Origin of the sequence: Nocardioides glacieisoli, assembly GCF_004137245.1 — a bacterium.
Lineage (GTDB): Bacteria > Actinomycetota > Actinomycetes > Propionibacteriales > Nocardioidaceae > Nocardioides > Nocardioides glacieisoli.
Genome location: NZ_SDWS01000009.1, coordinates 42,428 through 68,866, shown reverse-complemented (window position 1 = coordinate 68,866; position 26,439 = coordinate 42,428). Strand labels below are relative to the sequence as shown.

30 protein-coding genes are annotated in these 26,439 nt (G+C 71.2%); 11 read left to right on the top strand and 19 right to left on the bottom strand.

The features are described from left to right. Nucleotides 1–7 precede the first annotated feature (7 nt). The 4 genes from EUA06_RS18000 to EUA06_RS17985 are packed head-to-tail and all read left to right on the top strand — an operon-like array spanning nucleotide 8 to nucleotide 2,713. Complete coding sequence (locus EUA06_RS18000) at nucleotides 8–862, top strand: polyphosphate kinase 2 family protein (protein WP_129478353.1); 855 nt, start codon at nucleotides 8–10, stop codon at nucleotides 860–862. Then, on the top strand, nucleotides 859–1,650 hold the full coding sequence (locus tag EUA06_RS17995) for a HipA family kinase (RefSeq protein WP_242498229.1): 792 nt from the start codon (nucleotides 859–861) through the stop codon (nucleotides 1,648–1,650). Before EUA06_RS18000 ends, EUA06_RS17995 begins: the two co-directional genes overlap by 4 nt. Then, on the top strand, nucleotides 1,647–2,024 hold the full coding sequence (locus EUA06_RS17990) for a DUF3037 domain-containing protein (protein ID WP_129478351.1): 378 nt from the start codon (nucleotides 1,647–1,649) through the stop codon (nucleotides 2,022–2,024). The genes EUA06_RS17995 and EUA06_RS17990 overlap by 4 nt, the downstream gene beginning before the upstream one ends. Beyond that, on the top strand, nucleotides 2,021–2,713 hold the full coding sequence (locus tag EUA06_RS17985) for a DNA alkylation repair protein (RefSeq protein WP_129478349.1): 693 nt from the start codon (nucleotides 2,021–2,023) through the stop codon (nucleotides 2,711–2,713). The genes EUA06_RS17990 and EUA06_RS17985 overlap by 4 nt, the downstream gene beginning before the upstream one ends. Before the next feature lie 236 nt (nucleotides 2,714–2,949). Here the strand turns inward: EUA06_RS17985 and EUA06_RS17980 are convergent, their stop codons facing one another. The 6 genes from EUA06_RS17980 to EUA06_RS17960 form a co-directional block, all read right to left on the bottom strand. Continuing rightward, nucleotides 2,950–3,693 carry a sirohydrochlorin chelatase gene (locus EUA06_RS17980; protein WP_129478347.1) on the bottom strand — a complete coding sequence of 248 codons (744 nt, stop codon included), beginning with the start codon at nucleotides 3,691–3,693 and terminating at the stop codon, nucleotides 2,950–2,952. Between the two features lie 79 nt (nucleotides 3,694–3,772). Further along, nucleotides 3,773–4,516 (bottom strand): phosphoadenylyl-sulfate reductase, encoded by a 744-nt coding sequence (locus EUA06_RS17975; protein WP_129478345.1) that lies wholly within the window; start codon nucleotides 4,514–4,516, stop codon nucleotides 3,773–3,775. Beyond that, the gene (locus tag EUA06_RS17970) at nucleotides 4,513–4,677 is read right to left on the bottom strand and encodes an Insertion element protein (protein ID WP_129478343.1); all 165 of its coding nucleotides are present in this window, start codon (nucleotides 4,675–4,677) and stop codon (nucleotides 4,513–4,515) included. The genes EUA06_RS17975 and EUA06_RS17970 overlap by 4 nt, the downstream gene beginning before the upstream one ends. Next, entirely contained in the window at nucleotides 4,677–6,389 is a 1,713-nt protein-coding gene (locus EUA06_RS17965; protein WP_129478341.1) for a nitrite/sulfite reductase, read from the bottom strand. Before EUA06_RS17965 ends, EUA06_RS17970 begins: the two co-directional genes overlap by 1 nt. A 73-nt stretch (nucleotides 6,390–6,462) precedes the next feature. Next, on the bottom strand, nucleotides 6,463–6,552 hold the full coding sequence (locus tag EUA06_RS23430) for a putative leader peptide (protein WP_422879771.1): 90 nt from the start codon (nucleotides 6,550–6,552) through the stop codon (nucleotides 6,463–6,465). Nucleotides 6,553–6,678: 126 nt separating this feature from the next. After that, complete coding sequence (locus EUA06_RS17960) at nucleotides 6,679–7,002, bottom strand: hypothetical protein (RefSeq protein WP_129478340.1); 324 nt, start codon at nucleotides 7,000–7,002, stop codon at nucleotides 6,679–6,681. Nucleotides 7,003–7,086: 84 nt separating this feature from the next. Between EUA06_RS17960 and EUA06_RS17955 the strand changes: the two genes are divergently transcribed. Further along, entirely contained in the window at nucleotides 7,087–8,523 is a 1,437-nt protein-coding gene (locus EUA06_RS17955) for a glycine hydroxymethyltransferase (RefSeq protein WP_129478338.1), read from the top strand. Here the strand turns inward: EUA06_RS17955 and EUA06_RS17950 are convergent. From EUA06_RS17950 to EUA06_RS17940, 3 genes are read right to left on the bottom strand one after another with little or no spacing between them, the layout of a single operon-like run. Then, nucleotides 8,516–9,196 carry a hypothetical protein gene (locus EUA06_RS17950; protein WP_129478336.1) on the bottom strand — a complete coding sequence of 227 codons (681 nt, stop codon included), beginning with the start codon at nucleotides 9,194–9,196 and terminating at the stop codon, nucleotides 8,516–8,518. The genes EUA06_RS17955 and EUA06_RS17950 overlap by 8 nt on opposite strands. Nucleotides 9,197–9,237: 41 nt before the next feature. Continuing rightward, complete coding sequence (locus EUA06_RS17945; protein ID WP_242498228.1) at nucleotides 9,238–9,945, bottom strand: response regulator; 708 nt, start codon at nucleotides 9,943–9,945, stop codon at nucleotides 9,238–9,240. After that, nucleotides 9,942–11,549 carry a sensor histidine kinase gene (locus EUA06_RS17940; protein ID WP_129478334.1) on the bottom strand — a complete coding sequence of 536 codons (1,608 nt, stop codon included), beginning with the start codon at nucleotides 11,547–11,549 and terminating at the stop codon, nucleotides 9,942–9,944. Before EUA06_RS17940 ends, EUA06_RS17945 begins: the two co-directional genes overlap by 4 nt. 153 nt (nucleotides 11,550–11,702) lie before the next feature. Here EUA06_RS17940 and EUA06_RS17935 point away from each other — a divergent pair, with 153 nt between their 5' ends. Beyond that, complete coding sequence (locus EUA06_RS17935) at nucleotides 11,703–13,064, top strand: cation:dicarboxylate symporter family transporter (RefSeq protein WP_129478332.1); 1,362 nt, start codon at nucleotides 11,703–11,705, stop codon at nucleotides 13,062–13,064. Between the two features lie 84 nt (nucleotides 13,065–13,148). Here EUA06_RS17935 and EUA06_RS17930 read toward each other — a convergent pair whose 3' ends face one another. Together EUA06_RS17930 and glgA are read right to left on the bottom strand one after the other, a co-directional pair. Further along, nucleotides 13,149–14,033, bottom strand: a complete 885-nt coding sequence (locus EUA06_RS17930) for a DUF559 domain-containing protein (RefSeq protein WP_129478330.1) — start codon at nucleotides 14,031–14,033, stop codon at nucleotides 13,149–13,151. A gap of 133 nt (nucleotides 14,034–14,166) precedes the next feature. Then, nucleotides 14,167–15,354 (bottom strand): glycogen synthase, encoded by a 1,188-nt coding sequence (gene glgA, locus EUA06_RS17925; protein ID WP_129478328.1) that lies wholly within the window; start codon nucleotides 15,352–15,354, stop codon nucleotides 14,167–14,169. Nucleotides 15,355–15,434: 80 nt separating this feature from the next. On the opposite strand from glgA, the gene glgC reads away from it, so the two are divergent. Then, on the top strand, nucleotides 15,435–16,679 hold the full coding sequence (glgC, locus tag EUA06_RS17920; protein WP_422879775.1) for a glucose-1-phosphate adenylyltransferase: 1,245 nt from the start codon (nucleotides 15,435–15,437) through the stop codon (nucleotides 16,677–16,679). Here glgC and EUA06_RS17915 read toward each other — a convergent pair. The 5 genes from EUA06_RS17915 to EUA06_RS17895 are packed head-to-tail and all read right to left on the bottom strand — an operon-like array spanning nucleotide 16,676 to nucleotide 19,370. Then, nucleotides 16,676–17,884, bottom strand: coding sequence for an RNA polymerase sigma factor (locus EUA06_RS17915; RefSeq protein ID WP_242498227.1), 1,209 nt, complete (start codon nucleotides 17,882–17,884; stop codon nucleotides 16,676–16,678). The genes glgC and EUA06_RS17915 overlap by 4 nt on opposite strands. Nucleotides 17,885–17,907: 23 nt before the next feature. Then, a complete protein-coding gene (locus tag EUA06_RS17910; protein ID WP_129478322.1) occupies nucleotides 17,908–18,267 on the bottom strand; it encodes a YciI family protein in 360 nt (119 codons plus the stop codon). A 26-nt stretch (nucleotides 18,268–18,293) separates the two neighbouring features. Next, on the bottom strand, nucleotides 18,294–18,653 hold the full coding sequence (locus EUA06_RS17905; RefSeq protein ID WP_207208419.1) for a YciI family protein: 360 nt from the start codon (nucleotides 18,651–18,653) through the stop codon (nucleotides 18,294–18,296). Then, the gene (locus EUA06_RS17900; RefSeq protein ID WP_129478318.1) at nucleotides 18,650–19,009 is read right to left on the bottom strand and encodes a YciI family protein; all 360 of its coding nucleotides are present in this window, start codon (nucleotides 19,007–19,009) and stop codon (nucleotides 18,650–18,652) included. Before EUA06_RS17900 ends, EUA06_RS17905 begins: the two co-directional genes overlap by 4 nt. 10 nt (nucleotides 19,010–19,019) lie before the next feature. Next, a complete protein-coding gene (locus EUA06_RS17895) occupies nucleotides 19,020–19,370 on the bottom strand; it encodes a YciI family protein (RefSeq protein WP_129478316.1) in 351 nt (116 codons plus the stop codon). A gap of 134 nt (nucleotides 19,371–19,504) precedes the next feature. Here EUA06_RS17895 and pgm point away from each other — a divergent pair, with 134 nt between their 5' ends. Next, on the top strand, nucleotides 19,505–21,148 hold the full coding sequence (pgm, locus tag EUA06_RS17890; protein WP_129478314.1) for a phosphoglucomutase (alpha-D-glucose-1,6-bisphosphate-dependent): 1,644 nt from the start codon (nucleotides 19,505–19,507) through the stop codon (nucleotides 21,146–21,148). Here the strand turns inward: pgm and EUA06_RS17885 are convergent. From EUA06_RS17885 to EUA06_RS17875, 3 genes are all read right to left on the bottom strand, one after another. Continuing rightward, nucleotides 21,129–21,491, bottom strand: a complete 363-nt coding sequence (locus tag EUA06_RS17885) for a hypothetical protein (RefSeq protein WP_129478313.1) — start codon at nucleotides 21,489–21,491, stop codon at nucleotides 21,129–21,131. The genes pgm and EUA06_RS17885 overlap by 20 nt on opposite strands. Before the next feature lie 161 nt (nucleotides 21,492–21,652). Then, nucleotides 21,653–21,961, bottom strand: a complete 309-nt coding sequence (locus tag EUA06_RS17880; RefSeq protein ID WP_129478311.1) for a hypothetical protein — start codon at nucleotides 21,959–21,961, stop codon at nucleotides 21,653–21,655. An 82-nt stretch (nucleotides 21,962–22,043) separates the two neighbouring features. After that, nucleotides 22,044–23,687: an acyl-CoA dehydrogenase family protein gene (locus tag EUA06_RS17875; protein ID WP_129478309.1), complete on the bottom strand. Its 1,644-nt coding sequence runs from the start codon at nucleotides 23,685–23,687 to the stop codon at nucleotides 22,044–22,046. Between the two features lie 61 nt (nucleotides 23,688–23,748). Between EUA06_RS17875 and EUA06_RS17870 the strand changes: the two genes are divergently transcribed. From EUA06_RS17870 to EUA06_RS17860, 3 genes are all read left to right on the top strand, one after another. Next, nucleotides 23,749–24,714: a YihY/virulence factor BrkB family protein gene (locus EUA06_RS17870; protein ID WP_129478307.1), complete on the top strand. Its 966-nt coding sequence runs from the start codon at nucleotides 23,749–23,751 to the stop codon at nucleotides 24,712–24,714. Nucleotides 24,715–24,809: 95 nt separating this feature from the next. Continuing rightward, nucleotides 24,810–25,805 (top strand): potassium channel family protein, encoded by a 996-nt coding sequence (locus tag EUA06_RS17865; protein ID WP_129478536.1) that lies wholly within the window; start codon nucleotides 24,810–24,812, stop codon nucleotides 25,803–25,805. A gap of 4 nt (nucleotides 25,806–25,809) precedes the next feature. Beyond that, nucleotides 25,810–26,433, top strand: a complete 624-nt coding sequence (locus EUA06_RS17860) for a hypothetical protein (protein ID WP_129478305.1) — start codon at nucleotides 25,810–25,812, stop codon at nucleotides 26,431–26,433. Nucleotides 26,434–26,439 lie beyond the last annotated feature (6 nt).

Sequence of the window (26,439 nt, the reverse complement as noted above, 5' to 3'; positions counted from 1 at the left end):
TGTGCGCATGACGACCTCCGCGATCGCCGACGCCCTCCGACTGCCGGACGGAGCGGTCGACCTGACCTCGATCGAGACCGACGCGGCACCCGGGTTCGACGGCAAAAAGGCTGACGGCCAGGAGGCTCTCGCGACGATGGGCGCCGAGCTCGCCGACCTGCAGGAGCGGCTGTGGGCCGAGCGGACCGTCGGCAGCGAGCGGCGCGTGCTGCTCGTGCTCCAGGGCATGGACACCAGCGGCAAGGGCGGCGTGCTGCGCCACGCGATCGGTCTCGTCGATCCGCAGGGTGTGCGGATCACCAGCTTCAAGGCGCCGACCGACGAGGAGCGGGCCCACGACTTCCTGTGGCGGATCGAGCGCGGGCTGCCCGCGGCGGGCTACATCGGCGTGTTCGACCGGTCGCACTACGAGGACGTCCTGATCGCCAGGGTCCGCGAGCTCGCCGACCGCGCCGAGATCGAGCGCCGCTACGACGCGATCAACGAGTTCGAGGCGCGGCTGGCGGACGAGGGCTTCTCGATCATCAAGTGCATGCTCCACATCAGCGCCGACGAGCAGAAGGCGCGGCTGGAGGAGCGGCTGGCCAATCCCGAGAAGCACTGGAAGTACAACCCCGGCGACCTCGACGAGCGTGCGTTCTGGCCGAAGTACCGCGAGGCGTACGAGATCGCGCTCGAGCGCACCAACACCGAGGCCGCCCCGTGGCACGTCGTGCCGTCGGACAAGAAGTGGTACCGCAACCTGGCGATCGCCCAGCTGCTCCTCGACACGCTGCGGGGGCTCGACCTGCAGTGGCCGAAGGCCGACTTCGACGTCGCGGCCGAGACCGAGCGGCTCGCCGGGGAGTCCCCGGTCCAGTGATCTCCACCGGACTCCCACTCGTCACCGTCACGCGCTACGTCACCCCGCTGCGCGAGGGCGGCAGCCTGCCCGGTGTCGTCGAGGGCGACGACCTCGGCACCTACGTCTGCAAGTTCCGGGGCGCCGGCCAGGGCGCGAAGGTGCTCGTCGCCGAGGTGATCGTCAGCGGCCTGGCGACCCGGCTCGGCCTGCGCACCCCCCGCCTCGTCGTGCTCGACCTCGACACCGAGCTCGCCCGCTACGAGGCGGACGAGGAGGTGCAGGACCTGCTCAACGCAAGCGTCGGCGCCAACCTCGGCATCGACTTCCTGCCCGGCTCGTTCGGCGTCGACGGCCAGGTGAGCACCGCCGACGACGAGGGAGCCCGCGTCCTCTGGCTCGATGCCTTCGCCGCCAACGTCGACCGGTCGTGGCGCAACCCCAACCTGCTGGTCTGGCACGGCGACCTCTGGGTGATCGACCACGGTGCCTCCCTCTACTTCCACCACGGGTGGGCGGGCGGCGTCACCGACCCCGCGCGGTTCGCTGCCCAGCCGTGGGACCCGAGTGGCCACGTCTTCGAGACCTGCGCCGGGCGCGCCCGGGAGCTGGACGACGAGATCTCGGCGTCGCTGAGCCGCGAGGTCTTCACCGAGGTCGTCGCTGACGTGCCCGACGTGTGGCTCGAGGCGGTGCCGGGCGCCGACGGTGCCGACCAGCTGGGGCCAGGGGCGTTGCGAGAGGCGTACGTCGACTTCCTCGTCGCCCGCCTCGGCACCCGCCAGTGGCTCCCGGGCGGTGCTCGATGAGGCAGGCCTACCAGTACGTCGTGCTGCGCTGCGTGCCGCGACCAGACCGCGAGGAGTTCCTCAACGTCGGCGTGGTGCTGCACTGCCAGGCGGCTGACTTCCTCGACGTCGTGTGCCACGTCGACGCCGACCGGCTGCGCGCCCTGCACGCCGGGATCGACGTCGAGCAGGTGCGTGAGGCGCTCGCGTTCGTCGACCTCGTCTGTGCCGGCGACGAGCGCGCCGGCGAGGCCGCCCGACAGTCCCTCGGCCAGCGCTTCGGCTTCCTCAAGGCGCCGCGCAGCACCGTCCTCCAGCCGGGGCCGGTGCACGGCGGGGTGACGGAGGACCCGGCTCGCCAGCTCGAGCACCTGCGCGAGCGCCTGGTGGGATGACGTACGTCGGCGCGGTGCGTGCCGCCCTCGCCGAGGTCGGCGACCCCGAGCGAGCCGCGCAGCAGCAGGCCTACATGAAGTCCGACCTGCCCTACGTCGGGCTCGGCGCCCCCGCACTGAAGGTGCTGCTCCGTCCGATCCTGGCCGACCACCGCTTCGCCGACCGCGCCCAGTGGGAGGCCGCGGCGCTGGAGCTGTTCGAGGACGCTACCCACCGTGAGGAGTGGTACGCCGCCGTCGCCCTGCTCCGCCACCGGTCGTACCGCACCTGGCTCGACCCCGACCTGCTCCCGCTGCTCGAGGAGCTCGTCCGGCTCGGCGCTTGGTGGGACGTCGTCGACGAGATCGCGGGTCACCTCGTCGGCCAGGTGCTGCTCGACCACCGTGCGGCTGCGACGCCGGTGATCGACGAGTGGGCGGTCGACCCCGACAGCCTGTGGGTGCGGAGGACCGCGATGCTCGCGCAGCTCCGGCACGCCGAGGCCACCGACACCGACCTGCTCGATCGGGTCCTGGTCGCCAACCTCGACGACACGGCGTACGGCCGGGAGTTCTTCACCCGCAAGGCCCTCGGCTGGGCGCTGCGTCAGCACGCCCGGACGGACGCGGCGTGGGTCCGGACCTTCGTCGAGGACCACGCGGACCGGTTGAGCGGACTCTCCCGTCGCGAGGCCCTCAAGCACCTCTGAGTGCCGAGCGGGCGCGTGTGTACGCGACAACCGCCCGCCGAGTCGGCACATGTGTACGCACAAGCAGTGCTGAGAGGGCGCGTATGTACCCAAGAACGGGTCCGAGTCGGCGCCTCTGTACGAACAGACGTGCCGACTCGGCTCCGTTGACGCGTACAGATGAGCCGACTCGACCCGGTTCGCACGACCAGATGCGCCGACTCAACCCGGCGCGGGCGAACAGACGCGCCGCCTCGTCAGACGGGGACGAGCTCGACGGCTCCGACGGCGTAGCGGGCCAGGATCGCGCGGGCCACTGCCGGGTGGGCACCGAGCGGCTCGGAGACGGCGACGGCGCCCGCCTCCAGGGCCAGCTCGGTGGCGCGGTCGGGCAGCCGGCCGGGAGCGAGGAAGAAGGACGCGACGGCGATGTGCCGCTTGCCCTCGGCGCGGAGCGCACGCACGGCCTCGCCGGCGGCGGGCGGTGTCGCCGACGCGAAGGCCGCGGTGACCGGCAGGCGGTGGCGGGCCGCCCACGTGCGGGCGATGCGGGCGACCGACTGGTTCGCGAGCGGGTCCGACGAGCCGGCGGCGGCCAGCACGAGGGCGTCGAGCTCGCGGACGCGCGCTTCCTTGAGGGCCTCGCGGAGCCGGACGTCGAGCACCTCGAGGAACGCGGCCTCCATCCCGAGGATGCGGCTGGCGTGGATCCGGAGTCCCGCGTGGCGGGCCATCGCCGACGCGATCACCTCGGGGACGTCGACCTTGGCGTGGTAGGCCTCGGTGAGCAGGAGGGGGACGACGACGATCTCGTCGAAGCCGGCCTTGACCAGGCGGTCGACGACCGTGTCGAACGACGGCTTGGCGAGGTCGAGGAACGCCGTCTCGACCCGGAGGTCGGGGCGCATCGCCTTGACCTCGGCGACGAGCGCCTTGATCGTCTGGGCCGAGCGGGGGTCGCGGCTTCCGTGAGCCAGGGCAACCAGAGCAGGAGCAGCCATCAGTGGTGCCTCCGATCGTGAGTGGTGGTGCGGTGCAACAGGGTGGGTGCGACGGCGCTGTCGCCTGAGAAGTCGTGTGTCATGCGTGGATCCCGCACTCGGTCTTCGAGGTGCCGGCCCATCGGCCGCTGCGGGGGTCGTCGCCCGGGGCGACGCGGCGGGTGCACGGCCAGCAGCCGATGCTGGGATAGCCGTCATGGACGAGCGGGTTCACCAGCACGCCGTTGTCGGCGATGTAGGTGTCGACCTGCTCGTCGGTCCAGCGGGCGAGCGGCGAGACCTTGACCTTGCCCTTGCGGGCGTCCCAGCCGACGACCGGCGCGATCACCCGGTTGTGGGTCTCGGCGCGGCGCAGCCCGGTGGCCCAGGCGTCGTACTCCGCGAGCGTGTCGGCGAGCGGCTTCACCTTGCGGAGCGCGCAGCAGAGGTCGGGGTCGGTCTTGTAGAGGTCCTTGCCGTACTGCGCGTCCTGCTCGGCGACGGTCAGCGAGGTGCTGACGGTGCGCAGGTTGACCGGGAGCGTCGCCTCGACGGCGTCGCGGGTGCCGATGGTCTCGATGAAGTGGTAGCCGGTGTCGAGGAAGACGACGTCGATGCCGGGTGCGACCGTGGAGGCGAGGTGGGCGAGCACGGCGTCGCCCATCGACGAGGTGATCGCGAACCGGTCGCCGAAGGTGGCGACGGCCCACTCGATGATCACCTCGGCGGGAGCGAGCTCGAGCTCGGCGCCGACGTGTGAGACGAGCTCGCGCAGCTCCTCCGGCGTACGCCCCTCGGTGTGGGTGCCCTTGAAGTCGCGGGCGGCCTGCGTGGAGGCGCTCATGCCGCACCGCCACCTGTCGACGGGGGCCGGATCATCCCGGTCATCTTGACGGTGAAGCTGCGCAGGCACGAGCGGCACTCCCAGGCACCTGCACCCTCCTGGGGGAACAGGTTCTCGTCCCCGCAGTAGGGGCAGTGGAAGGGCTGCGCGCGCTCGCTCATCAGGAAGCCACCGGCTCCCCGCGCAGCAGGACGTCGTCGGCGCGCGCGACCCAGTCGGCGAACCGCTCGCCGTCGGTGCGGTCGGCGAGGTACGCCGAGACGACGGCGGTGACGTAGTCGTCGAGGCCGGCGCTGGTGACCTTGTGCGCGCGCAGCTTGCGACCCATCGCCGGGTTGAGTCCGAGAGCACCGCCGAGGTGCACCTGGAAGCCCTCGACCTGGTTGCCGTCGGCGTCCATCACGAGCTGGCCCTTGAGGCCGATGTCGGCGACCTGGGTGCGGGCGCAGGCGTTGGGGCAGCCGTTGACGTTGACCGAGATCTGCGCGTCGAGGTCGGGGAAGCGCTTCTCGAGCTCGGTCACCAGGGCGCGCGAGCGCTCCTTGGTGTCGACGATCGCGAGCTTGCAGAACTCGATGCCGGTGCACGCCATCGTGGAGCGCCGCCAGTTGCTGGGGCGGGCGGTGAGGCCGATCTTCTCGAGGTCGTCGGCGAAGGCGGCGGTGTCCTCGGCGGCGACGCCGATCACGACCAGCTTCTGGTACGCCGTCAGCCGGGCGCCGCGGGCGCCGTAGGTCTCGACGAGGTCACCGAGCGCGGTCAGCGTGGTGCCGTCGATGCGACCCACGACGGGAGCGGCACCGATGTAGAAGCGGCCGTCCTTCTGCTCGTGGATGCCGATGTGGTCGCCCTGCGTGACCGGCGCCTCGGGGGAGGGGTTGTCGACGAGCGCGCGGTGGAGGTACTCGTTCTCCAGCACCTCGCGGAACTTCTCCTTGCCCCAGTCGGCGAGCAGGAACTTCAGCCGCGCCTTCGAGCGCAGCCGGCGGTAGCCGTAGTCGCGGAAGATGCCGGCCACGCCCTCCCAGGCGTCGGCCACCTCGTCGAGCGGGATCCAGACGCCGAGCTTGTGGGCGAGCATCGGGTTGGTGGACAGGCCGCCGCCGACCCAGAGGTCGAAGCCGGGGCCGTGCTCGGGGTGGACCGTGCCGACGAAGGACACGTCGTTGACCTCGGGCGCGACGTCGTGGCTGGGGTGGCCGGTCAGCGCGGTCTTGAACTTGCGCGGCAGGTTGGAGAAGTCGGGGTTGCCGAGCACGCGGCGCTTGATCTCCTCGAGCGCCTCGGTGCCGTCGATGATCTCGTCCTTGGCGATGCCGGCGACGGGGGAGCCGAGGAACGGGCGCGGGCTGTCGCCGCACGCCTCGAGCGTGGTGAGGCCGACGCCCTCGAGCCGCTCCCAGATCGCCGGGACGCTCTCGATCTCGATCCAGTGGTACTGGATGTTGTTGCGGTCGGTGATGTCCGCGGTGTTGCGGGCGTACGCCGTCGACAGCTCGCCGAGCGCCCGGAGGGCGTTGCCGTCGAGCACCTGGCCGTCGGTGCGGATCCGCATCATGAAGAAGCGGTCGTCGAGCTCCTCCTCCTCGAGCTGGGCGGTCTTGCCGCCGTCGAACCCGGGCGCGCGCTGGGTGTAGAGGCCCAGCCAGCGGAAGCGGCCGCGCAGGTCGGCCGGGTCGATCGAGTCGAAGCCGCGTCGCGAGTAGGTGTGGAGGATCCGGTCGCGGACGTTGAGCGGGTCGTCGTCCTTCTTGGACTGCTCGTTCTTGTTGAGCGGCTCGGTGTAGCCGAGCGCCCACTGACCCTCCGCGCGCTTGGGGCGCGGGATGTCGGTGCTCTGGGCAGCCGTGGGCTTGAACCGGAGGTCGGGCATGATCAGGAAATTCCTGTTCGCTGAGAAGTGCCGCGCGCGACGTTGAGCGCGGAAGGGACTACGGGGCGGCGATTCAGCGATGCCAACAGGTCGCGCTGCCCACGCGCATGAGGTCGACGTGACGTCGAACCACCAGGTGCGTGTCGGTGGAAGCGGTGACCATGTCAAGAAGTCTCAGGGAGTGGACGCCTTTTCCACAAGACGAAATCTCGTATCGTGGGACCGTCCTCCACAATGTGAGATGGATGTCATCGGGTACGGCGCGGTGCGCACCGTCGTGCGGTCCACGTCACACTCGCGGGAGGCGCCGGATCACCAGGCGCACCCTGTCTCGGCCGGCCTCCGACGCGGCAGTCGCGCCGTCGTCGTCCGGCACGCCGTCGAACCAGACCGCGTCCGCACCGCCGACGGCCACGTCGACGGTCCCGTCGGGGGCGGGCGTCACTGCGTAGCGCTGGACCGCCGGGTCGAAGGCCGGCCACAGGGACGCGCCCGGCCCGACGCCGAGGGTGGTGCCCGGGGCCGCGGCCCCGTCGGCGGCGCCGGTCAGGACGGGCAGGAAGGACGCGGTGAGAACCGCCGTCGCGAACGTCGTCCACAGCGTGCTGCGCATGTGTGCTCCTCGGGTCGGAGCACAGGATAGGTGGCCCCGAGACGGGTGTCCGGGAGACGGCTGCGTCCCTCTAGGCTGTCCGCCATGACGGACTCCCTCATCAGCAGCGCGTACTCCCAGGCACTCGAGGTCATCGCGTCGGTGGAGCCGCGCATCGCCGCGGCGACGCGCCAGGAGCTCACCGACCAGCGCGGGTCCCTCAAGCTGATCGCCTCGGAGAACTACGCCTCTCCCGCCGTGCTGCTCACGATGGGCACCTGGTTCAGCGACAAGTACGCCGAGGGCACCGTCGGGCACCGCTTCTACGCCGGCTGCCAGAACGTCGACACGGTCGAGACGCTCGCTGCCGAGCACGCGCGCGAGCTGTTCGGCGCCCCCTACGCCTACGTCCAGCCGCACTCCGGCATCGACGCCAACCTCGTCGCCTTCTGGTCGATCCTGGCCAACAGGGTCGAGACGCCCTACCTGCGGAAGATGCAGGCGAAGAACGTCAACGAGCTGACCGAGGCCGACTGGGAGACGCTGCGCCACGAGTTCGGCAACCAGCGCCTGCTCGGCATGTCGCTCGACGCCGGCGGCCACCTCACCCACGGCTTCCGCCCCAACATCAGCGGCAAGATGTTCCACCAGCAGCAGTACGGCACCGACCCGGAGACCGGGCTGCTGGACTACGACGCCGTCGCCGCCAAGGCCCGCGAGTTCAAGCCGCTGGTGCTCGTCGCCGGCTACTCCGCCTACCCGCGCCGGGTGAACTTCGCCAAGATGCGCGAGATCGCCGACGAGGTCGGCGCCGTGCTGATGGTCGACATGGCGCACTTCGCGGGCCTGGTGGCCGGCAAGGTCTTCACCGGCGAGGAGAACCCGGTGCCCTACGCCCACATCACCACCACGACCACGCACAAGTCCCTGCGGGGTCCGCGCGGTGGCATGGTGCTGGCGCAGGAGGAGTTCGCCGCCGACGTCGACCGCGGCTGCCCGATGGTCCTCGGTGGCCCGCTCTCGCACGTGATGGCCGCCAAGGCCGTCGCCTTCGCCGAGGCCCGCCAGCCCTCGTTCCAGACCTACGCCCAGCAGGTCGCCGACAACGCCAAGTCGCTCGCCGAGGGGTTCCTCACGCGCGGCGCGAACCTCGTCACCGGCGGCACCGACAACCACATCGTCCTGCTCGACGTGTCGTCCTTCGGGCTCACCGGCCGCCAGGCCGAGTCGGCCCTCCTCGACGCCGGCGTCGTGACCAACCGCAACTCGGTCCCGTCCGACCCCAACGGCGCCTGGTACACCTCCGGCGTCCGGCTCGGCACTCCCGCGCTCACCACCCGCGGCTTCGGCCACGACGAGTTCGACACGGTCGCGGAGCTGATCGTCGACGTGCTGGCGAACACCTCGGCCGGCACGACCAAGGCGGGCGAGCCGAGCAAGGCGTCGTACGTCCTGGGCGACGGAGTCGCCGACCGCGTCACGAAGCAGTCCGCCGAGATGCTCGACAAGCACCCGCTCTACCCAGGTCTCGTCCTCAGCTGAGCCGGCCCGGGGTCCGTCCGGTCGGGAACCGCACCCACCCCGGTGTCAGGTTGACCTGCCAGTTGCGCCACGCGAGGTAGATCCAGAAGGCGAAGTGCGCTGCGCCGAGGACGGCGGCGCCGATGCTCGCGACCCACGGCCCCATCGACCAGAGCACGAAGGCCGTCACTCCGGCGGCCACGATCGTGTTCACCGCGACGATGAAGACACCCGAGCTCGCCGCGACGTGGCTCACGTTGCGCGTCGGGCCCATCGTGTAGGTCTGCCCGATGCCCACCTCGTCGTCGGTGAGCCCGGTGATGAAGTACGGCTCGAGGGTGGGGTCGATGTCGAGGTAGCCCGCCCGCAGCCGGTTCATCCCCTTGACGAACAGGTAGTCCTCCTGGCTCGCGTTGTGCACGCGGAACGCCGTGAGGGTCCCGGTGAGCAGGAGGGTCAGGCCCAGGGCCACAGCGAGCGATCGGAACGTCTCGGTGTAGCCGATGCTCTGGCCGAGCAGCGCCAGGAACAGCAGGCTCGCCGAGGTGAACATGAGCTGGGCGGTGATCCGGCCCATCACCTCGCTCCACGTCTGGCTGCGCACGGCCAGCAGGCCCCAGTGCTCGGTGGCGAGGATCTGGGCGCGTACGCCGTCCGGCACCGGCTCACGAGCCTCGGGGATCGGCTGGGTCATGGTCCACGGTGGCCCCGCGCGCGCCGGGCGGCAAGTGCATTTCAGCCGGGGTCGGCACCGGTCCAGACATAGCCGACCTCGGGTCGTCCCGCGCCGCCGTAGCGCGGCGCACGCGTCACCCGGCCCTCGTCGGCCAGGTGCTCGAGGTAGCGGCGGGCGGTGACGCGCGAGACGCCGACATCCTCGGCGGCCTCACCGGCCGACAGGCCCTCCGGTCGGGCGCGCAGCGCGACCACGACCGCACGCAGCGAGTCCAGGCTCATCCCCTTGGGGAGCGTGTCGCCCGTGGGCCGTGCCCGCAGCGCGCCGAAGAGCTGGTCGACGTCGTCCTGCACCACGTCGGCGGGGGAGCGCTCGAGCTGCGCGCGGAACTCGGCGTACTGCTCGAGCTTGCCGCGGAAGGCGGCGAAGGTGAAGGGCTTGAGGAGGTAGAGCACGACCCCCTGCGAGACGGCGCGACGGACGACCTCGGTGTCTCGCGCCGACGTCACCGCGATGACGTCGACCTGCCGGCCCTCCGCGCGCAGCCGCTGGAGCAGGCCGAGGCCGTGGCCGTCGGGGAGGTGCATGTCGAGCAGGACCAGGTCGACCGCCTCGTCCCTGGCGAGCAGCCGCACGGCCTCGCCTGCCGACCGCGCGACCCCGGCCAGCTCGAAGCCGCGCACGCGGCCGACGTAGGTCGCGTGCGCCTCGGCAGCGACCTCCTCGTCCTCGACGACGAGCACCCGGACGTTGATCGACGCGTTCACCGGGGGGCCGCCTGCTCCGCCGGAGTGCGTACGCCGACCACGAAGCGCGCGCCGCCGAGCGGGGAATCGGTGACCTCGAGGGTGCCGCCGTGTCGCGAGACGACCTGGGTGACCATCGCGAGGCCGATCCCGCGTCCCTCCTGGGCCTTGCTCGACCAGCCGCGCTCGAGCACGTGTGCGCGGTCCTCGGGCGCGATGCCGGAGCCGGAGTCGTCGACCTCGACGCGGAGGGCGTCCGCGTCCCCGGCCAGGTTGACGCGGACGCGCTGCGGCGTCGTGGCCCGCGTCTCGGCGACGGCGTCGAAGGCGTTGTCGACGAGGTTGCCGACGAGGGTGACGAGGTCGCGGGCGTCGACGGGGAGCTCGGCAGGCAGGCTGCCGGTGATGTCGAGGTCGATGCCTCGCTCGGCGGCCTGCGCGGTCTTGCCGAGCAGCAGCGCGGCGAGGACCGGCTCGTCGACGGCCGAGACGAGCTCGTCGGCGAACCCCTGAGCGACCTCGAGCTCGGAGGTGGCGAACTCGACGGCCTGATCCACACGACCCATCTCCACGAGGGAGACGATCGTGTGGAGGCGGTTGGCGGCCTCGTGGTTCTGCGATCGCAGCGACTCGGTGAGCCCGCGCACCAGGTCGAGCTCGCCGGTCACGGCCTGGAGCTCGGTGCGGTCGCGGACGGTCACGACCGCACCCACCTCCGCCTGGTCCCAGTAGGCGGGGGAGGTGCTGAGGACGAGCACCTGCTGACCGAGCACGTAGGTCTGGTCGGCCATAGAGATGCGCTGCTCGACGGCCGCGACCAGCCCGGGTGGCAGGCCCAGCTCGTCGAGCGAGCGGCCCTCCACGTCGTCGGGGAGGGCGAGCAGGCGCCGTGCCTCGTCGTTGACGAGCTGCACGCGCTGGTCGGAGTCGACGAGCAGCAGTCCCTCGCGCACCGCGCCGAGGACGGCGCGGTAGTACTCGTACATCCGGGTGATCTCGCGCTCGCCCATGCCGTGGGTCTGGCGGCGGAGCCGTCGCGAGATCAGCCACGCGCCGATCAGGCCCGCGAGCAGGGTGGCGCCCGCGGCGAGGCTGATCCCGGGGAGGTCGCCGACGAGCTGGCGGTCGAGACGGTCGATCCGGATGCCGACCGCGACGAGCGCGACGACGTCCCCGTCGGCCACCACGGGCACGACCGCACGGACCGAGAGCCCGAGGGTCCCGGTGTACTCCTGGGTGAAGGCCTCGCCCTGCGGAGCGCGCCCGAGGTCGCCGATGAACGCCTTGCCGATCTGCGCAGTGTCTGGGTGGGTGTAGCGGGTGCGGTCGGTGTCCATGACCACGACGAAGTCGGTGCCGGTGTCGCGGCGCACTTCCTCGGCGAAGGGCTGGAGCCGCTCGGTCGGGTCGGCGGTGCGCACCTCGTTGCGTACGAACGGGGAGTCGGCCACCGACCGCGCCACCGCGGTCGCCTGGGCACGTGCGCTCTCGCGGGTGTCGTGGCGGGCGTCCCAGGCGGCCAGCGCGACGGCCGTCACCACCAGGACGACGACCACGGCGACCTGCAGCAGCAGGATCTGACGGGCGACTGGGCTCTCGCCCGGCTCGGCCGCCCGTCGTCGCATGCGGGCATTGTGCCCGTCGCCGCGCGGGTCTGCCACGCGCCGGGCAGCCGCGTGAACTCAACGAACACAAGGGTGACCGCCATCACAGGGGCGCACAGGATGTGACGGCGGGCACAGGCCCAGCCATCGAGCAGCACCGGAGTCGGAGGAACCATGAGCACAACCAACCCGGAGGCGACGGTCAAGCGGGACCGTACGCACTACCTCTACATCGCCGTCATCATCGCGGTGGTCCTCGGAGCCGTCGTCGGCCTCGTGTTCCCCGACTTCGCGGTGGGCCTGAAGTGGATCGGCACGACGTTCGTCGCGCTGATCAAGATGATGATCCAGCCGGTCATCTTCTGCACCCTCGTCATCGGGGTCGGGTCCGTGCGCAGTGCGGCCAGCGTCGGCAAGGTCGGCGGGCTCGCCCTGGCCTACTTCCTCTCGATGTCGACCGTCGCGCTCGCCATCGGCATGGTCGTCGGCAACCTGCTCGACCCCGGTGAGGGCCTCAACCTCTCCGACGAGGTCGCCGGGGTCGGCCAGGAGCAGGCCGCCGAGGGCCACGGCTCCACCACCGAGTTCATCACCGGCATCGTCCCCGACTCGCTGCTCTCCTCGCTCACGTCCGGCGAGGTCCTCCAGACCCTGCTCGTCGCGCTCCTGGTCGGCTTCGCGCTCCAGGCGATGGGCCGCGCCGGCGAGCCGATCCTCCTCGGCATCGGCCACCTGCAGCGCCTGGTCTTCCGGGTGCTCGCGATGATCATGTGGGCCGCCCCCGTCGGCGCCTTCGCCGCGATCGCGGCGGTGGTCGGCGAGACCGGTGTGGACGCCCTCAAGAGCCTCGCCACGATCATGATCGCCTTCTACCTCACCTGCGCCGTCTTCGTCTTCGGCGTCCTGGGCCTGATCCTCAAGCTGGGCACGGGCGTGAACATCCTCCGGCTCTTCAAGTACCTCGGCCGCGAGTTCCTGCTCATCGTCTCCACCTCGTCCTCCGAGTCGGCCCTGCCGCGCCTCATCGCGAAGATGAACCACGCCGGCATCGAGAAGACCACAGTGGGGGTCGTCGTGCCGACCGGCTACTCGTTCAACCTCGACGGCACCGCGATCTACCTGACGATGGCGTCGATCTTCATCGCCGACGCCCTCGACAAGCCGCTCAGCATCGGCGAGCAGGTCTCGCTCCTGCTGTTCATGATCATCGCCTCGAAGGGTGCCGCCGGTGTCACCGGCGCCGGCCTCGCGACCCTGGCCGGTGGCCTGTCGTCGCACCGCCCGGAGCTCCTCGACGGCGTCGGCCTGATCGTCGGGATCGACCGGTTCATGTCGGAGGCCCGAGCGGTCACCAACTTCGCCGGCAACTCGGTGGCCACGCTCCTCATCGGCCAGTGGACCGGCACCATCGACCACGCCCAGCTGGAGCGGGTGCTGTCGGGGGAGGACCGCTTCGACGAAGCGACGATGGTCGACGACCACGACACTTCACCCCCGCCCGCCTCGCCGGCGGAGGAGATGGCCTCCAGCCGCTGACCCACCACCGCCGCGCCCCGGACCCACCACGGTCCGGGGCGTTCGGCGTACATCAACGGACCGAACGCCGTCGTGACGTGGGGCTCAGGCGGGAGAGGTGGCCAGCAGGGACTGTTCGGTCCGTTGGACCGTCGCAACGAGGATGGACGCGACCCAGCCCGGGTCGTGCATCACGTCCTCCCAGGCGAACCGCAACACCGTCCAGCCGTTGGCCACCAGCAGGTCATAACGCCGTGCGTCCTGGCGGAGCGCAGCCCGGTCACCGTGCCACTCGAACGAGTCGGCCTCGAGCACGAGGCGGAGGCGTACGTCGACGAGGTCGCAGCGGACGTTGAGCTGGAGCAGACCCTCGATCCAGACCTGCGGCTCGACGGAGAGCCCGGGCACACCCGCCGCAATGGCGCGCAGCGTCGACTCGAAGGGGTTGGCCGCACGTCCGTCGGCGTGGCGAGCCACCCGCCGCAGGCGGGCCGAGCCGGGACCGACCGCGGCATCGGCCAGGTCCAGGAGGGCCTGGCGGGAAAAGCCCTCCCGCAGTGCGGAGTCCGCGATGGACAGTGCCTCGTCGAACGGGAGCCGACGTCCACACATCGCCAGGGTCGTTGACGCGTTCGTGGCCAAGCCCTCGACGTCGGTGTGTGCGAGATCGATCCAGTGGACCTCCATCACACGTCGCGTCGTGGCCGGGAGGCGCCGGTCCTTCGGTACGGCGATCTGCGGGCGCACCGGCACCACCTTGACCTTCCAGCCGTGCGCCAACGCCGCCGAAGCCAGGCAGACGTGGCCGGTCACGGCATGCGCCAGCTCGGTGCCCTTCTGGACGGCGGGGACCACGTAGCGCCCGCGGGACACTCGGACGATCTCGCCAGCGGCGAGGGCTTCCTCGAACCGGCGTCGGGAGGTGACGTTGACGAGCATCTTCCGGTCGGCGACGCCTCCCAGCACCACCATCAGCCGCGAGATCTCCATCTCGTGAGCCTGCCTGCTGGAGGCATCCCCGCGCTGGCGCTCTCCACAGGCCGACCAGCGGACCGAACGACACGCCAGCTGCACGCCGTACGCCAAACGTGGCCCGCCACGGATGGTTCGGTCCGTCGGTCGGTCAGGTGAGGGACGAGTACAGGTCGAGCGTCCGACCCGCGATGGCGTCCCAGCTGAACGACTCGATGGCGCGCTGGCGTCCGGCGACGCCGTACGTCCGGGCGCGGGCGGGGTCGCTCACGGCATCGGTCAGCGCGGCGGCGAGGTCGGCGACGTAGGCCTCCGGGTCGAGGGGGGTGCCGGTGCCGTCGGTGGCCTGCTCGATCGGGACGAGCCAGCCGGTCTCGCCGTGGACGACGACCTCGGGGATGCCACCGGTGGCGGTGGCGACGACGGCGGTCTCGCAGGCCATCGACTCGAGGTTCACGATGCCGAGGGGTTCGTAGATCGAGGGGCAGGCGAAGACGGTGGCCGCGGTCAGCAGCGCGACGACATCGGGACGCGGGAGCATCTCGGCGATCCAGACGACACCCGATCGCGTGGCGGCCAGCTCGGAGACCAGCTCGGTCACCTCGGCCATGATCTCGGGGGTGTCGGGCGCGCCGGCGCACAGCACGAGCTGCACGTCGGGCGGCAGCGCGGCCGCGGCGCGGAGGAAGAGGGGCAGGCCCTTCTGGCGGGTGATCCGGCCGACGAAGATGACGCTCGGTCGGTCGGGGTCGACGCCGAGCTCGCGGACCCGGTCGGGGTTGTCGATGGGGGACCACTGCGTGGTGTCGATGCCGTTGTGCACGACGTGGACGCGCGCCGGGTCGACCGCGGGATAGCTGCGCAGCACGTCGTCGCGCATCGCAGCGCTGACGGCGACGATCCCCGCAGCACCCTCGTACGCCGTCCGCTCCGCCCAGCTGGAGAGGGCGTAGCCGCCACCGAGCTGCTCGGCCTTCCATGGTCGCATGGGCTCGAGGGAGTGCGCGCTGACGACGTGCGGGATGCCGTGCATCAGCGACGCGAGGTGGCCGGCCATGTTGGCGTACCAGGTGTGTGAGTGCACGAGGTCCGCCCCGAGGCAGTCGTCGACCATCGCGAGGTCGACGCCGAGCGTCCGGATCGCCGGGTTGGCGTCGACGAGCGACGAGGCCTCGTGGTACGCCGTCGTGCCGGGCTCGGAGCGCGGGGCGCCGAAGCAGCGCACCCGCGCGTCCATGTCGGGGAGGACCCGCAGGGCACGGACCAGCTCGGCGACGTGCACCCCCGCACCGCCGTAGACCTCCGGTGGGTACTCCTTGCTCAGGACGTCGATGCGCATGGGCACGAAGGTAGTCCTCAAACTGGCCCCGTAGGTGGTCGACCGCGCCCCTGCCGGACGGCTAGTTTCGTCGCATGGCCATCACGCCCCCGCGCAAGAAGGTCCTCGCAGTCGTCCTGGCAGGCGGTGAGGGCAAGCGACTGATGCCCCTGACCGCCGACCGGGCCAAACCCGCGGTGCCGTTCGGAGGCATCTACCGCCTGATCGACTTCGCGCTGTCCAACGTCGTGAACTCCGGCTACCTCAAGGTCGTCGTGCTCACGCAGTACAAGTCGCACAGCCTCGACCGCCACGTCACGACGACGTGGCGGATGTCCAACCTCCTCGGCAACTACGTCACCCCGGTGCCCGCCCAGCAGCGCGTCGGCAAGCGGTGGTACCTCGGCAGCGCCGACGCGATCTTCCAGTCGCTCAACCTGCTCACCGACGAGCGCCCCGACATCGTCGTGGTGGTGGGCGCGGACCACGTCTATCGGATGGACTTCTCGCAGATGGTCGCCGACCACGTCGAGTCCGGTGCGGGCTGCACGGTCGCCGCGATCCGCCAGCCGATCAGCCTCGCCGACCAGTTCGGCGTCATCGACGTCGACCCGGGCAACCCCCAGAAGATCCGCGCCTTCCTCGAGAAGCCCACCGATCCCGTCGGCCTGCCGGACTCGCCCGACGAGGTGCTCGCCAGCATGGGCAACTACGTCTTCACCGCCGACGCACTGGTCGACGCCGTCACCCGCGACGCGGACTTCGAGCAGTCCAAGCACGACATGGGCGGCGACATCGTGCCGTGGTTCGTCGACAAGGCGGAGTCCGCGGTCTACGACTACAAGGACAACGAGGTCCCGGGATCGACCGACCGCGACCGCGGCTACTGGCGCGACGTCGGGACGATGCGGTCCTACTACGACGCCCACAAGGACCTGGTCTCGCCGCTGCCGGTCTTCAACCTCTACAACAACGCCTGGCCGATCTACACCAGCTACGGCCCGCACCCGCCGGCCAAGCTCGTCGAGGGCGCCAGTGGCGCCGGTGTGTCGACGCACAACTCGATCCTCTCGCCCGGAGTGGTCGTCACCGGTGGCACCGTCAACCAGTCGGTGCTGTCGCCGGCGGTGTGGGTCAAGGACGGGGCCGAGGTGTCGGACTCCGTGCTGATGGACGGCGTGCAGATCGGCGAGGGCGCGGTCGTGCGCAACGCGATCCTCGACAAGGGCGTGATCGTGCCTCCGGGTGCCCGGATCGGTGTCGACCACGAGGAGGACCGCGCCCGCGGCTTCGTCGTGGACGAGGGCCTGACCGTCCTGGCCAAGCAGCAGAAGGTGGAGTCCTAGCCCAGGGTCTCGCGCTGCCGCTCGAGGAACTCGCGCTCCACGTCGTTGCCGCACGCCGCGATCGCCTGGTCGTACGCCGCCCGCGCGGCGTCGGTGTCGCCCGAGCGGGCGAGCAGCTCGGCGCGGACCGCGGCGGGACGGTGGCTCGACGGGATCTCCAGTCCCTCGAGCGCTGCCAGGCCCGCGGCGGTGCCGCGGTCCTCCGCGACGGCGACCGCTCGTGCGAGCCGGGCGGCGGGGGAGGGCGACACCTGCAGCAGCAGGTCGTAGAGCCCGACGATGCGGTCCCACCGGGTGTCGTCGGCGGTCGGCGCGGTGGCGTGCTCGGCCGCGATCCGCGCCTGGAGGGCGTACGACGCCGTGAGCGGCGTGACCGGTCCCGCCAGCACCGGTCCCACCAGCAGCCGGGTCCCCTCGGCGATCTCGTCGTGGTGCCAGCGTCCGCGGTCCTGGTCGGCCAGCAGCACGAGGCGGCCGTCGCGGACGCGGGCGTCCCGCCGCGAGTGCTGGAGCAGCATGAGGGCGAGCAGCGCGACCAGTGCCGGCTCGTCGGGGCGCAGCCCGAGCACCACGCGCGCCAGCCGGATCGCCTCGCCCGACAGGTCGGCGCGGAGCAGGTCGGGTCCGGTGCCCGGCGCGTACCCAGCGGTGAAGGCGAGGTAGGTCGTCTGCGCCACGATGTCGAGCCGGTCGGGCAGCACCGCGGCGTCCGGCACGGCGAACGGGATGCCGGCCCCGACGATGCGCTTCTTCGCCCGGGTGATCCGGGCCGCCATCGTCGGCTCGGGCACGAGGAAGAGCCGCGCGATGTCGGCCGTCGGCACGCCCAGGACGAGCCTCAGGCTGAGGGCGCCGGCCGCCTCGGGCGCGAGCGCCGGGTGGGCGCACATCAGCACGAGCCGGAGGACGTCGTCCTCGACGAGGCTGCCGCTGTCGGCCATCGTGCGTGCGCCCTCCTCACGGTGCTCGGCGTCGGTGAGGAGCATCGGCAGCTTGCGTTGGGCGACGCCCTCGGTGCGGAGCCGGTCCAGCACCCGCCGCTTGGCGGCGGTCATCAGCCAGCCGGCCGGGTTGTCGGGCGTGCCGTCCGCGGGCCACGTCCGGCTGGCCGCCTCGACCGCGTCGCCGAGCGCGTCCTCGACGAGGTCGAGACGGCGGAACTGCGACAGGAGCAGGGCCACCAGGCGGCCCCACTCCTGTCGCACGACCTCCTCGAGGGCTGGATCTCTCAGAGCGTCACGTCCACGGTCGGGTGGATCTGGATGTCGTAGCGCGGCAGCACTCGCAGCAGCTCCACGACGACGTCGAGGTCGGGCGCCTCCAGCAGGTAGAACCCGCCCATGCCCTCGATGACCTCGGCGTAGGGTCCGTCGGTCAGCGCGACCCGGCCCTCGCTCGACGTACGCATCACGGTGGCGTCGTCCGGTCCGCTCAGCGCCTCGCCGGCCAGCAGCTCGACGCCCTCGCGCTCGCGGCAGGCCGCGTCGAACGCCCCGAACTTCTCCATCGCGGCGGACTGCTCGTCCTCGGTCTGCTCGGGCCAGGGCTTCTCCGCCCCGTCGCCGATCAGCAGCACCAGGTATCTCATGTCGGCTCCAGTCTCGTCGGGTGGTGTCAGGTGATGGTGATGGTGGGCCGGATCTCGACGGAGTACGCCGCCGGGAGCAGGCTCGCGGCCGTGATCGCGTGGTCGAGGTCGGGCAGCTCGACGTCGTAGTAGCCGCCGACCTGCTCGGTCGTCTCGGCGAACGGGCCGATGGTCACGACGACGTCACCGTCGCGGGCGCGACCTGCCCGGCGCACCGTGGTGGCCGCGCCCGGATCCGCGAGGGCGCCGGAGGAGTGCTCGGTGCCGTGCTCGGCGACGTAGGCGGAGAAGGCGTCGTGGGCCCGGAAGTAGTAGTCCCGCGTCTCCGCACTGGCGCCGTCCCACTCGGACGACCCGTAGGCGATGAGGACGACGAACCGGGTCACGTCGGCTGCTCCTCGCCGGTGATCTTGCGGTGCACCTCGACGGCGTCGCCGGTCGCCGAGAGGATCTTGCACACGTCCATCAGGTCGTCGAGGTCGTCGGTGGAGACCTCGTAGTAGCCGCCGAGCTGCTCGGTGCTCTCGGTGTAGGGCCCGTCGGTCACGACGTCGGAGTGGGGCGCGAGCGACTTCGCCTCCGACGCCCGCGGCAGCTCCGCGCCGCCCACGATGGTGTGGCCACGCCGTTCGAGCTCCTCGGTGAAGCGCCCGTGCACGTCGTAGGTCGCCTTCTTCTCCTCCTCCGGCGTGTCCCACCACGCGTCGGTATCACCCAACAGCAGCACGATGTAGTCGGTCATGTCGGTCTCCTCACTCCGCCATCCGGCGGAACTCGAGGAGCTCACCCCGGCTTGACCACCGCTCGCACGCCGCGCGCAGGTCGGCCTCGTCGTCCGAGCGGACGAGGTAGAACCCGACCACCTGCTCCGCCGACTCGGTGAAGGGTCCGTCGGTGACGAGCGTGCCGCCCGCACCGTCGGGACGCATCGAGGTGGCCGTGGCCGAGGGGTCGAGCGGACCCGCGACCAGCAGCTCGTGGCCACCGGCCTCCAGGTCCTGCTGGAACTGCACGTGGGACGCATGTCCCTTCGCGTGCTCATCCGGCGGCAGGTCCGCCCACTCGGCCTCGGGCGCAGGCAGCAGGATCAGGTAGCGGCTCATCGTCGGTCGAGCTCCTTCGGTCGTCTGGGCCGCAGGGCTGCGGCCTCACCCCGTTGACGGGTCAACCCTGCCCGATTCGACACGAGGCCGACACCTTTCTCGACGGGAGTTGCCCGACCCACCAAGATGGGGCCATGGCCACCCACGAGAGAGCCGGACAGCCCGCCCGCACCGAGGACCTGGTGGACGTCTCCCACCTCGTCACGGCCTACTTCGACCTCGAGCCCGATCCCGACGACGTGTCGCAGCAGGTCGCGTTCGGCACGAGCGGGCACCGTGGCACCTCGCTGAACACCTCCTTCAACGAGGTGCACATCGCCGCGACCACGCAGGCGATCTGCGACTACCGCAAGGAGCAGGGCTACGACGGTCCGCTCTTCATCGGCCGCGACACCCACGCCCTCTCGGAGCCGGCGTGGGCCACGGCCCTGGAGGTGCTCGTCGCCAACGACGTCACCGTGCTCGTCGACGACCGCGACGGGTTCACCCCGACCCCCGCCGTCAGCCACGCGATCATCCGCGCCAACCAGGGGCGTACGACCGGCGCCGGCCTCGCCGACGGCATCGTGGTCACGCCCTCGCACAACCCGCCGCAGGACGGCGGTTTCAAGTACAACCCGCCGCACGGCGGGCCGGCGGACTCCGACGCGACCAGCGTGATCGCCGCCCGCGCCAACGAGCTGATCCGCGGCAACATCGAGGGCGTCAGGCGGGTGGCGTTCGCCAAGGCCCGCGCAGCCGTCGGCGACTACGACTTCCTCGGCACCTACGTCGACGACCTGCCGCAGGTGCTCGACCTCGACGCGATCCGCGACGCCGGGGTCCGCATCGGTGCCGACCCGCTGGGTGGCGCGAGCGTGGCCTACTGGGGCGAGATCGCCGACCGGCACCGCCTCGACCTCTCCGTGGTGAACCCGCTCGTCGACCCGACGTGGCGCTTCATGACGCTCGACTGGGACGGAAAGATCCGGATGGACTGCTCCTCGCCCTACGCGATGGCGTCGCTGGTGTCCCGCAAGGACGAGTACGACATCGCGACCGGCAACGATGCCGACGCCGACCGCCACGGCATCGTCACCCCCGACGCCGGGCTGATGAACCCCAACCACTTCCTTGCCGTCGCGATCGGCTACCTCTTCGGGGGCGCCCGGCCGGGCTGGCCCGACACCGCGCGGATCGGCAAGACGCTCGTGTCGAGCTCGATGATCGACCGCGTGGCCGCGTCGATCGGCAAGCCGCTGGTCGAGGTGCCCGTCGGCTTCAAGTGGTTCGTGCCCGGGCTGATGGACGGCTCGTTCGGCTTCGGCGGCGAGGAGTCGGCCGGTGCGTCGTTCCTGCGCCGCGACGGGTCGACCTGGACCACCGACAAGGACGGCCTGCTGCTCGCGCTGCTCGCCAGCGAGATCCTCGGCGCCACCGGGAAGACGCCGAGCGAGCACTACGCCGAGCTCGTCGCCCAGCACGGCGACCCGGCGTACGCCCGGATCGACGCCCCAGCCAACCGCGAGGAGAAGGCCAAGCTCGGCGGGCTCTCGCCCCACGACGTGAGCGCGACGTCGCTGGCGGGGGAGGACATCACGGGCAAGCTGACCGAGGCGCCCGGCAACGGCGCGAAGATCGGTGGGCTCAAGGTCACCACCGAGTCGGCGTGGTTCGCCGCGCGGCCCAGCGGCACCGAGGACGTCTACAAGATCTACGCCGAGTCGTTCCGCGGCCCGGAGCACCTCGCCCAGGTGCAGGACGAGGCGCGGGAGGTCGTCAGTACGGCTTTGCGGTGAGGCCGTGCAACATGCGGATGGACTGCTCGCCGCGGCCCTGGGTGGGCACCGTGACCGGGCCCGCCTCGATCGGGCCGCGTCCACCACCGTGCGCTCGGGCGGACGCGTCGACGAGGTCGTCCTCCATCGCGGCGCGGGAGAAGGTCACCGCGGCGACCTGGTCGAGCCGCACGAGCGACTGGCTGCCTTCACCGTCGTCGAGGACGGCACCGAGTCCGTCACAGCCGAGGACGTGGCCCGTGAGCCAGCTGTTCTGCACCAGCACCTTCACCTCGGCGCCGGTGTCCTCGGCCCGCCGCAGGAGCGTCCCCACGCTGAACATCGTGCTGGACATCTTGGTCATGGCATACCCCCACAGGTACGAGTGAGCACCCCCCACAGGTGCAGTGGGGAGAACGTATGCCGCGGCTCCGACACCGGATTGCCGATGGGCTGAGCGTGACCGAGGACTTCGACGAAACTTGATGATCCTCGGCTCGCCACGCGGCAGCTGGTATGGACCGGTCAGCCGCCGACGGGGCCGGCCTCGATTGGGTCGCGGCGGCGACGCCCATGGCTGCGGGTGTCCTCGTCCGGGTCGGCGCCGGGATCGTCGATGTCGGTGCGGGAGAAGCTGACGGCGATGACCGCCTCGAGCCGCACCAGCACCTGCTGTCCGTTGCCGTCGTCGAGCACCACGCCGTGCGAGTCGGCACCGACGATGCGCCCGTCGAGCCAGGTGCCCTCGACCAGGACGCGCACGGGGGCCGCGGCGTCCTGGGCGTGCCTGAGCAGGGTGCCGACGGTGAACAGGGTGCTGGTCTTGCCGGACAAGGCGGCCTCCTCGGGGGATCGGTGCCACGTTAGGCGCGAAGAGGGTGCCGCGCGAGGCTTCGTCGAGGAATCGGCGTCAGGCTCACCCCTGGGGAGTGGTCCGGTCCACGATCTCCCGCAGCGAACCGCTCGTGAGCATCCCGAACGTTCCGCCGTACGACGTCCCGAACCGGCTCCCGCAGAAGGCGTCGGCCACCTCGGCGGGTGCGAAGCGCACGAGGAGCGACCCCTGCAGGCACGCGGCCATCTGTCCCGCGAGCAGCCGGGCGCCGGACTCCAGCGAGCCGACGTCCCCGAGGAGGGCCAGCGTGTCGTCGACGGCCCGGTCCAGGCGGCTGTCCGCCCCGCGGGCGGCACCGACCTCGGTGATCCACGCCTGGAGGACCTCCGGCTCACGGCCGAGGGCGCGGAGGACGTCGAGGGCGTTGACGTTGCCCGAGCCTTCCCAGATCGAGTTCAGCGGTGACTCGCGGAACATCAGGGGCAGGCCGGAGTCCTCGACGTAGCCGTTGCCGCCGAGGCACTCGAGCGCCTCGGCGACCATCGCGGGCGTGCGCTTGCACACCCAGAACTTCGCCAGCGGCAGGGCGATCCGCCGCAGCGCGACCTCGTGGGCGTCCCCGGGCCGGTCGACCGCCGCGGCCAGCCGCATCGCGAGCGCCGTCGCGGCCTCGGACTCGACGGCCAGGTCGGCGACGACGTTCTGCATCAGCGGCTTGTCGACCAGCAGACCGCCGAACGCCGAGCGGTGCGCGACGTGCCACGATGCCTCCGCCAGCGCGTGCCGCATCAGCGAGGCCGAGCCCAGCACGCAGTCGAGCCGCGTCGCGGCGACCATCTCGAGGATGGTGCGCACGCCGCGGCCCTCGTCGCCGAGGCGCTGCGCGAGGGTGCCGTCGAGCTCGAGCTCGCTCGAGGCGTTGGACCGGTTGCCGAGCTTGTCCTTGAGCCGCACCACGTCGATCCGGTTGCGGGTGCCGTCGGCGAGCACGCGCGGCACGACGAAGCAGGTCATCCCACCCGCGGCCTGGGCGAGCACGAGGAAGACGTCGTTCATCGGGGCGGAGGTGAACCACTTGTGGCCGTGCAGCGTGTACCAGCCGTCCTCGGCGGTCGGCAGCGCGCGGGTCTGGTTGGCCCGCACGTCGGAGCCGCCCTGCTTCTCGGTCATGCCCATCCCCGCCAGCGCGCCGACCTTCTCGGTCCGCGGTCGCACGCCCGGGTCGTAGGACCGCGCCGCGAGCAGCGGGGTCCACTCCTGGGCGATCGCGTCGTCGGCCCGCAGCGCCGGCACGGCGGCGTACGTCATCGAGATCGGACAGCCGTGCCCGGGCTCGGTCTGCGACCACGCGAAGAAGCCGGCCGCGCGCCGGAGGTGGGCGTGCGGGTCGCCGCCCTCCTGCTGCTCCCACGGCGCCGCCTGCAGGCCGTGGCCCACCGCGCGCTCCATCAGCCAGTGCCACGACGGGTGGAACTCGACCTCGTCGATGCGGTTGCCGAAGCGGTCGTACGTCGTCAGCTCGGGGTGGTGGCGGTTGGCGAGCCTGCCGTGCTCGCGGGCCTCCTCGGTGCCGGCCTCGGCGCCGAGCGGGGCGAGCTCCTCGACGAGGTCTGCCGACCCGTGGCGGACGAGCGCCTCGGTCAGGGCGACGTCGGACGTGACCACGTTGTGCCCCACCAGAGCGGGTGCCTGGTTGGTCACGGCGGCCGTGCGCATGTCACTCATGGCCACACCGTAAGGCGTGGGGAAACCTCTCGTGGGCGGGTGCTCGACTAGCGTTGACGACATGGTCGAGGCGCGTGAGCAGAACCCTGCCCCGCGCCGGATCGAGGTGCTCGCCCGGCAGGGCCGCGAGCACCTGTGGCGGGTGATCGTGACGACCGTCGGGTCCTGCCTGCGCAACCGGGTGACCGGGCTTGCCGCCGAGGCCGCCTTCTTCGCCGTGCTGTCCGTCCCGCCGCTGGTCTTCGCGCTCGCGGGGGCGGTCGGCTTCGTCAGCGGGAGCTTCACCGACACGCAGGTCGACGACATCAGCAACGCGGTGCTCGAGATCTCCCGCCAGGCGCTGACCGACCGCGCGGTCGACAACATCATCGAGCCGACCATCCGCGAGGTGCTCGGCGGCGGCCGCTACGACGTGATCTCGATCGGCTTCATCCTCGCGCTGTGGTCGGGCTCGCGCGCGCTCAACGTCTTCGTCGACACCATCACGATCATGCACGGCCTCGGCGGGCACCGCGGGATCGTGGCGACGCGCGCCCTGTCGTTCGTGCTCTACGTGCTCGCCATGATCACGGGGGCGATCAGCATCCCACTGGTGGTGGCCGGTCCGACGCTGGTGGACCGCGTGCTGCCCGACCGGCTCGACTTCGTCAACAGCCTCTACTGGCCGCTCGTGCTCGCGCTGTGCATCTGCTTCCTCGCCACGCTCTACCACGTGTCCGTGCCGGTGCGGACGAAGTGGACGTTCAACCTCCCCGGCGCGACGTTCTCGCTGTTCTGCTGGGTCGCCGGGTCCTACGTCCTGCGCTGGGTGCTGACGGTGACCGCGGCCGAGTCGCGATCGATCTACGGACCCCTCGCCGCACCCATCGCCGTGCTCCTGTGGCTCTACCTCCTGGCGCTGGCCGTGCTGATCGGTGCGGCCGTCAACGCGGCCTTCGACACCGTCTGGCCGCAGAAGAGCACGACGCGCGCCCGCCTCGAGATGGTGCAGCGCCTGCGCGAGCGCATCAGCGTGCGAGACTCCTGACCGTGTCGACGTTCAGCCACCAGCCCAGCGTGGGCCGGGTGTCCTTGCCTGAGCGCAACCGTTCACCGTGGTGGGAGCTGGCCCGGCGGCTGCTGATGGCGCTCGCGATCCTGGTGGGCACGGTGCTGCTGGTCTACTTCGACCGCGAGGGCTACGTCGACGGGAACGACCCGAACAACGAGATCAGCCTGCTCGACGCGTTCTACTACACGACCGTCACGCTCAGCACGACCGGCTACGGCGACATCGCCCCGTTCACACCCCAGGCCAGGCTGGTCAACGCGCTGGTGATCACACCGGCCCGCATCGCCTTCCTGGTCCTGCTGATCGGCACCACCCTCGAGGTCCTCGCCTCCCAGGGACGCGAGATGATCCGGGTCTCCCGATGGAGGAACAAGATGGACCAGCACGTCGTCGTCGTCGGCTACGGCACCAAGGGCCGCAGCGCGATCGAGACCCTCGTCAACAACGGCTACGCCCGCGAAGCCATCACGGTGGTGGATCCGAGCCCGGTCGCCGTCGCCGACGGCAACCGCGACGGCATGGTCGTGATCGCCGGTGACGCCACCCGTCGCGGCGTGCTGCGCCAGGCGGAGGTGGAGAAGGCCACCCACGTCATCATCACCACCGATCGCGACGACTCCAACGTGCTCGTCACGCTGACGGTCCGCCAGCTCAACCCCGACGCCTGGATCGTCGCCGCCGTGCGCGAGCACGAGAACGTCCCGCTGATGCGCCAGTCCGGCGCCAACTCGGTTATCACGTCCTCCGACGCCGTCGGGCGGCTGCTCGGCCTGTCGTCGATGTCGCCGACGCTCGGCTCGGTGATGGAGGACCTGATGACCTACGGCGAGGGTCTCGAGGTCGCCGAGCGCGACCTGCTCGTCAACGAGGTCGGCAAGCAGCCGCAGCGCCTGCCGGACCAGGTCATCGCCGTCGTGCGGGACGAGAAGGTCTACCGCTACTTCGACCCGGTGGTCTCGCTGCTCGCCCGCGGCGACCGCCTCATCGTCGTACGCCCCGCCAAGGAGCTGCCGTGGGCGCCGCGCCCCGGCACGCACGGCGAGGACCTCGCCGACGAGGACGACTGATCCGTTGATCTGCTCGCACCGTCACCGCTTCGTCTTCGTCAAGACCCGCAAGACGGCCGGCACCAGCCTGGAGATCGCGCTGTCGCGCCACTGCGGGCCCGACGACATCGTCACCCGGATCAGCCCGGCCGACGAGGAGCTCCGCGCGGCCGCCGGGGGAGTGCCGCCGCAGAACGACGACACGTCGCCGAGCTCGTACGCCCACATGGGCGCGCGCCGCGTCGTCAAGGTGATCGGCCGCGAGACCTGGGACGACTACTTCACCTTCGCCGTCGAGCGGAACCCGTTCGACGTGGTCGCCTCCTCGTGGCGCTACAGCGCGCGCAAGCCGAGCTTCACCAAGTCCTTCGCCGAGTTCGTCCGCACGCCGCGCCGACTCGACCGGCTCGCCCTCAACGAGCGGCTCTACCGCATGGACGGCCAGGTCGTCGTCGATCGGGTCTACCGCTACGAGGAGCTGCCGGCCGCGGTCGAGGACCTCTCGCAGCGGCTCGGCCTCGACCTCGACCTCCCGCACGCGAAGCAGGGCAGCGGCCCGCACTACCGCAAGCTCTACGGCCCCGGCGACGCCGAGATCGTGGCCGAGCGGTTCAGGAGGACGATCCGCGAGTTCGGCTACGAGTTCTGAGCGTCG